We start from the raw sequence: 6,487 nt of genomic DNA, 5'->3' as shown, positions 1-6,487 counted from the left end.
TACTGGCGTTGCCATTGCGCCAGCGCCCAGTTCCACGCAAACCGCGCCGTCCCCGAAGCGCGGGCAAAATAGGTCCCCTGCTTGTCGGTCGGGTCCAGCAAGCGAACTGTTCTAAGCCCTGATCCAAAACCAGCATGATCCACCCTTAGCCGACGCAATCAGCTATCCGAGGACAGCAATCAATAAATACCTACTGTGGTTGCGAAGATTTGTCAGGAAACAGCGACGGCGCCTGACTTGATGGCTTTTTGGGAAACAATGATGGTGTCTGATCCGCCGGCTGGTTCTGATCTTGTCCTGCCGGCTGCTGTGCCGCCGGCGGATTGGGATCGATGAGGATTTCGTAGGGCGCTCCGCGGCCGCGGCGGCGGGTAACGCGGGAGTAATAGGGTTTGATCAGCCAAGTCGTGTCCTCGTTGACGGTAACATCGGCGGTCAAGCCATCCTCGTCGGTGCCGAAGAAGGATTCGTCGTCGTTCGAGGACAGATCGAAGATCGCCATATAGGCGTATTTGCTCTTCGAGCTGAAGGTGACGCGGACATGCTGACCCTTCTTGAGCGGCAGCGTATAGACCTTGCCCTTGCCGAACTTCGTCCAGCCCGACAATTTTTCAACGACAGCGGGGAAGCCGAGCTTTTCCACGGTCTCGCCACGGTCGAGTTCCGGAAGCGCCGTTTGCTGTGCGTCTTGGGTACTGTCATCATTCTGAGTATCCTGCGCATTGGCGGCCCGACAGCCAAGCGGGGCGAACGCGAGCAGGGAAAAAGCAAGCACCAGGCGTTTCATGGCCGTACCAATGCGTTGCGCATCGCCTCCACCTCTTTCCGGCAATAACAGCCTTCGATGTGATCGTTAACAAGGCCCATGGCCTGCATGAAGGCGTAGACCGTGGTCGGACCGACGAAGGTCCAGCCGCGCTTCTTCAGGTCCTTCGATATCCGCACCGAGGCCGGCGTCGTCGGATTGGCCGCGATGGTCGGATAATCGACAAAGGCTGGACGCTCCGCGGCTGCCGGCTCATAGCCCCAGAAATATCGGGCGAGCGAGCCGAATTCCTGGCGCAGCTCGATGGCTCGGCGAGCATTGTTGATGGTGGAGACGATCTTGCCGCGGTGGCGTATGATGCCGGCGTCACCGAGGCAGCGCTCGATGTCGGTATCACCGAACTCGGCCACCTTCTCGAAATCGAAACCGGCAAAAGCGGCGCGGAAATTTTCGCGCTTGCGCAGGATCGTCAGCCAGGACAGGCCGGATTGAAAACCTTCCAGGCAGATTTTTTCGAAAAGCCTGATGTCATCGACAACCGGCCGTCCCCATTCCTCATCGTGATAACGCTGATATTCCGGCAGATTGCCGTGCCAGAAGCAGCGGTCCCTGCCATCTTCACCGGTGATGATGCCCGTTCCGGCCATTTTTGCAGTTCGTCCTCAATTCCAGAGCATGATCCCGAAAACTGGCAGGCAGCTATCGCATAAGATCAGGTCAATCAAATAGTTAAGATCGAGAGGACGATTCGAAGGCAAGTCATCTCGACTAAGGTTTACCACTTGCAAACCGTCTTTCCAAACCAAGTAGTAACCCTGACAAAGGTTTATCGGCTTCGCGGCATTTTGATGAATAGATGTTTACCATTCGCTGGCGCGCAAGTGGCACCATATTCGCGAGCGGGCGCAATTACGCCCATCCTCGGCCCATTTAGTAGAGAGTTTGTCCGATGACGAAACAATGCTTTTTATTCACTGCGGGCGTTTTGAGCCTGCTCGCTTCCGACGCTGCCGCCGACGACCGTTACCAGTCGCGCCCGCCTGTTATAGTCAGCCCCGACCTGACCGCTCCCTGGGTGATGCAGCTCGGCGGCGCCAATGTGCAGCCGGCGGTATATGCTACTCGCCCCGTTGTGCGCCAGGCAGTCAACCCGATCAACAATCCGGCGGATAGCCAGACGGCCAATCCACAGGTCCAGCGCGTAATCCAGCCGCGCGGCCTGTTTGCACGTCCCATCGTGCAGCCCGTCAGTGTCGTCCGGCCGCAATATCCGGCAATTCGCGGCCAGCTCGACCCGCAATTCCTGCCGCAGATCGTCGATTATCAGACCAAGGAAAAGCCAGGCACCATCGTCATCGACACCAACAATCGCTTCCTCTATCTGGTGATGGATGGCGGCAAGGCGCGGCGTTACGGCGTCGGTGTTGGCAAACCCGGCTTCGAATGGGCTGGCGCCCATACCGTCACCCGCAAGCAGGAATGGCCTGATTGGACGCCACCATCGGAAATGCTCGCGCGCGAAGCCGCGAAGGGGCATTACCTGCCGGCGCATATGGAAGGTGGCGAAGCCAATCCGCTCGGCGCCCGCGCCATGTATCTCGGCTCGACCCTCTATCGCATCCACGGCACGAACGCTCCCTGGACCATCGGCAATGCCGTGTCCTCCGGCTGTATCCGTCTGCGCAATGAAGATGTGATCGATCTCTACGAGCGCGTAAAAGTCGGGACCCGCGTAATAGTGATGTGATTGCTACCAGGATTGCTGCGCACGACACGATAGGGCGCAGCAATCCTATTGTAAGCATTGATATAACTCGACAATAACGCGCTTTCCAACGCTGGAGCAGGTCGACGCCCCATCGACTCGATCTTTCCCATCGGCGATTTCATCTTGATCCTCTCGCAAGTTTCGTTAGTTTCTTGCCGGGTAAATCGAGAGGGGAATGACGGATGAAATCATTACTACCGGTCGTGGCGGCGGCGGGCATTGCTGTGTCGTGTCTCATGGCGGCATCGGACGCCGCAGCTTTCAATGCGTCCGCACCTCATGTCGCGCCGGCGCCACGGACCGATGTGATCCGCGTGACGACCGAGCCGCAGGGACAGGTCAAGCCACAGTTTCAGCGGCGGGTTGTGCGACTGGTGACCAACGAGGCGCCGGGCACGATCATCATCGATACCAACAACAAATATCTCTATCTCGTCGAAGGCGACAACCGTGCACGGCGCTACGGCATCGGTGTCGGCCGCGAGGGCTTCGGTTGGTCGGGGGTCGTCAAGGTCGGCCGCAAGGCGGAATGGCCCGGTTGGACGCCGCCGCCGGAGATGCGCGTCCGCGAGGCCAAGAAAGGTCACAAGCTGCCCGCCTATCAGGAAGGCGGCGAAGACAATCCGCTCGGCGCCCGCGCAATGTATCTCTATCGCGACGGCAACGACACGGCGTTCCGCATCCACGGCACCAACCAGCCCTGGAGCATTGGCCTGAACATGTCGTCAGGCTGCATCCGCTTGATGAACAAAGATGTCATCGACCTCTATGACCGCACGCCCGTCGGCACCAAGGTCATCGTCGTCGGCCCCGGCAACCGGCAGGGCGAGGTCAGCTACCAGGATCGAGGCATCGACCTGTTTCGGACGATGTTCGGCGGATAAGGACTGAGTCGACGAAACGGCCCGGTGGGCCGTTTCGATGTCGGGTGCGACAACCGCTTGCAGTTCAGCAGCGAATATAACCGGATGTTTGGGACGATCCCCGACGGGTGCGAGGTGGCTGGGCGCGGAGGCGATTCCGGAGCAGGACGTCGTTTACCTCCGCTTGGACCGAGTCGCCGCGCACAAAATATGCGGCCTCGGCGCGCCAGCCCGGCAACATCGACTGTGGCACAGTTGTAACATTCGCAAATTTATCGTGTTTTGTGTTGGGGAAACTGCCATTTTTGTTCAGTTTCGTGTCAGCTTCCCTACCTAAGCCGTACCGAAGTGGGGTATAACGCAATAGAACTGTCATAGAAGCACGCTTAGATAGTGACACTTTGCCATTCGGGGATCTTACATGCATCGCGCATTTCGCATCAAGCAGCCGGCTCTCGCCGCGCTTGCAATTTCCGCTTTTGTCTTTGGCGCTAGCTCGGCCTCGGCAGAAATGCAGTTTTCGGCTTACGGCGGCTTCCAGGGCGCGACTGGAAACAACGTCAAGACGTCGGATGGCGCCGATTTCGATCCGAATTGGTCAGGCAAATCCTTCAAGATGCCGCCCTATTTCGGCTTTCGCGGCATCTGGTGGCTGGACGAGTTCAATAAGTCGAACTGGGGTGTTTCGCTCGATTACACCCATGCCAAGGTCTATGGCGATCTCGGCAACACGCCCGGCTGGTCGCACTTCGAGTTCACCGACGGCCTTAACATGCTGACGCTCAATGCGCTCTATCGTTTCCAGGATCCCAGCCGCAAGTGGACGCCCTATGTCGGTCTCGGCGCCGGCATCAACGTGCCGCACGTTGAAGTTACGCGTGCCTCCGGCCACACCTTCGACTACGAGTTTGGCGGCGCATCACTTCAGGCCCAGGCCGGCATCAGCTACCAGTTCAGTCAGCATTGGGCGACTTTTGTCGAATATAAGGGCAACTACAACTTCGTGAACGTCCCGATCGATAGCGGCGCAAACCTCAAGACCGATGTGTTCACTCATGCCATCAATTTCGGCGTGTCGTTCAACTTCTAAGAGACACCGCCATAGTTCTTGCTGAGACCCCTAAATCGATTCCGATTTGGGGGTTTTCGTGTTAGACAATGGCGGCATGAGCTTTTTCTATTACCGATGCGACTGGATCCATCCGGAAAGTGGGGATCCCGTCATTATCTATTATGAGGTCGACGCCGACGGAGACGTACCGAGGCTTGTCGACGTGTTTGCCGACGGCCGGCGGGAATGCGTGTCCGTTGCCGATGTTTCCAGCCGGAATCGCGAGATGGCGGGCATCAGTAGTCTTGTCGAAGGCTCGTTCTACGACGGCGTTCGTAATGTCGTAGACGGCCTTTTCATCTGTGAGGGTCAGGAGCGCATAAGCTTGACGCTCACTAGCGCCGAAAAGTTCGAGACTGAATGGCTGGGGTCGACCGGAGGGCACTAAGCCCTCCGATGTCGACGGCAAAGCCAACCTCGGCTCCTGGCTCACCGGTGCCGGCGTCCCCCCGCTTCTATGAGATCGAACAGGCGCCCGCATCCTGCCGATGGGTGGTGCCGCTTGCGCAGGCGCCCTAACCTGCCGCCTGCTTGAGCCCCTTCAGCTTGGCCGGCATGTCGCCGCCATAGGCCCAATCGAGCAGCTCGACTGTGTGCAAAATCGGCATGCCGGTCCCTGTCGCGATCTGCGTGATGCAGCCAATATTGCCGGTCGCAATGATATCGGCCTTGGTCGCTTCGAGATTCCTGACCTTGCGCGCCTTCAGCTGGCCGGAGATTTCCGACTGCATGATGTTGTAGGTGCCGGCCGAGCCGCAGCACAGATGCCCCTCTGCCGGATCGCGAACGGCAAACCCGGCAGCCTTTAGCAGCAATTTCGGCGCCATGGTAATCTTCTGGCCGTGCTGCATCGAGCAGGCAGAATGATAGGCCACGGCGATGCCGCGCGGCATATGCGAAGGCAGATCGAGGCTCGCGAGATATTCGGTAATGTCCGTGGTGAGTGCCGAGATCCTTGCCGCCTTCTCCGCATAGGCCGGGTCGAGCCGCAGCATATGGCCGTAATCCTTGATCGTCGTGCCGCAGCCGGACGCCGTGACGATGATCGCATCGAGCCCGCTTCCTTCGATCTCGCGCATCCAGACATCGATATTGACGCGGGCGCTGGCCAGCGCCTGTTCCTCGCGACCCATATGGTGCACCAGCGAGCCGCAGCAAACTTCGCCTTCCGGCACCACCACTTCGACGCCGAGGCGGGTCAGAAGCCGGATGGTTGCCTCGTTGATGGCAGGATCTAGCACCGGTTGGGCGCAACCAGTCAGGATCGCCACCCGCCCGCGCCGCGCCGCCTGCGGCTGATGCCGCCCGGGTTTGGCGAAAGCTGGTGGCGCGACTATGGAGCGCGGCGCAAGATTGAGCATGGCAACGAAGGGAGTCATCGCCGGGATGCGCTTCAGCAAGCCCCCGAACGGTCGCCCAAAACGAGCAAGGTTGAGCGCTAGGCGGAAGCGACTGGGATAGGGGAGTACAGCAGCCAGCAGATTGCGCGTCAACCGATCCACCAGCGGCCGCTTGTAGGTCTCTTCGATATGGATGCGGGCGTGATCGACCAGATGCATATAGTCGACGCCCGAGGGACAGGTGGTCACGCAGGCAAGGCACGAGAGACAGCGGTCGATATGCGTCACCACTTCGGCATCGGCGGGCCTGCCGTTTTCCAGCATGTCCTTGATGAGATAGATGCGGCCGCGCGGGCTGTCGAGCTCGTTGCCGAGCGTCACATAGGTCGGACAAGTGGCAGTGCAGAAGCCACAATGCACACATTTGCGCAGGATCGCCTCGGATTCGGCGACATGTGGATCAGCAAGCTGAGCGGGGGTGAAGTTGGTTTGCATTTAGGTATATCTCCGTCCGGGCAAGACCCGGCCCCTTATCCGGCCTGTCGGCCACCATCTCCCGATGGGGAGATGGGCATAGGCGCACCTTCCGATATCCGTCGACTTCGATTGGACCGCAAGGTCACCACAAACGAGGACGTC

General features: G+C 59.2%; 8 protein-coding genes. 4 read left to right on the top strand and 4 right to left on the bottom strand.

The window, feature by feature from the left end; translation table 11 throughout:
• The 3 genes from PY650_RS18240 to PY650_RS18230 all read right to left on the bottom strand — a co-directional run.
• Positions 1-143: helix-turn-helix domain-containing protein (locus PY650_RS18240; RefSeq protein WP_285880878.1), on the bottom strand; the 143-nt coding region annotated here is incomplete at its 3' end.
• Between the two features lie 47 nt (positions 144-190).
• Positions 191-787 (bottom strand): hypothetical protein, encoded by a 597-nt coding sequence (locus tag PY650_RS18235; protein WP_285880873.1) that lies wholly within the window; start codon positions 785-787, stop codon positions 191-193.
• Positions 784-1,413, bottom strand: coding sequence for a DNA-3-methyladenine glycosylase I (locus PY650_RS18230; RefSeq protein WP_285880872.1), 630 nt, complete (start codon positions 1,411-1,413; stop codon positions 784-786). The genes PY650_RS18235 and PY650_RS18230 overlap by 4 nt, the downstream gene beginning before the upstream one ends.
• A 302-nt stretch (positions 1,414-1,715) precedes the next feature.
• On the opposite strand from PY650_RS18230, the gene PY650_RS18225 reads away from it, so the two are divergent.
• From PY650_RS18225 to PY650_RS18210, 4 genes are all read left to right on the top strand, one after another.
• Entirely contained in the window at positions 1,716-2,513 is a 798-nt protein-coding gene (locus PY650_RS18225; protein WP_285880871.1) for a L,D-transpeptidase, read from the top strand.
• Between the two features lie 203 nt (positions 2,514-2,716).
• Positions 2,717-3,418, top strand: coding sequence for a L,D-transpeptidase (locus PY650_RS18220; protein ID WP_285880870.1), 702 nt, complete (start codon positions 2,717-2,719; stop codon positions 3,416-3,418).
• 400 nt (positions 3,419-3,818) lie between these two features.
• Positions 3,819-4,487: an outer membrane protein gene (locus PY650_RS18215; RefSeq protein ID WP_285880869.1), complete on the top strand. Its 669-nt coding sequence runs from the start codon at positions 3,819-3,821 to the stop codon at positions 4,485-4,487.
• 58 nt (positions 4,488-4,545) lie between these two features.
• On the top strand, positions 4,546-4,896 hold the full coding sequence (locus PY650_RS18210) for a DUF6881 domain-containing protein (protein WP_285880868.1): 351 nt from the start codon (positions 4,546-4,548) through the stop codon (positions 4,894-4,896).
• A 127-nt stretch (positions 4,897-5,023) separates the two neighbouring features.
• Here the strand turns inward: PY650_RS18210 and glcF are convergent, their stop codons facing one another.
• Positions 5,024-6,343: a glycolate oxidase subunit GlcF gene (glcF, locus tag PY650_RS18205; protein ID WP_285880867.1), complete on the bottom strand. Its 1,320-nt coding sequence runs from the start codon at positions 6,341-6,343 to the stop codon at positions 5,024-5,026.
• Between the last annotated feature and the right edge of the window lie 144 nt (positions 6,344-6,487).

Source organism: Martinezella calliandrae (assembly GCF_030272695.1).
GTDB lineage: Bacteria > Pseudomonadota > Alphaproteobacteria > Rhizobiales > Rhizobiaceae > Rhizobium > Rhizobium calliandrae.
This window is presented reverse-complemented; position numbering and strand designations above follow the sequence as displayed.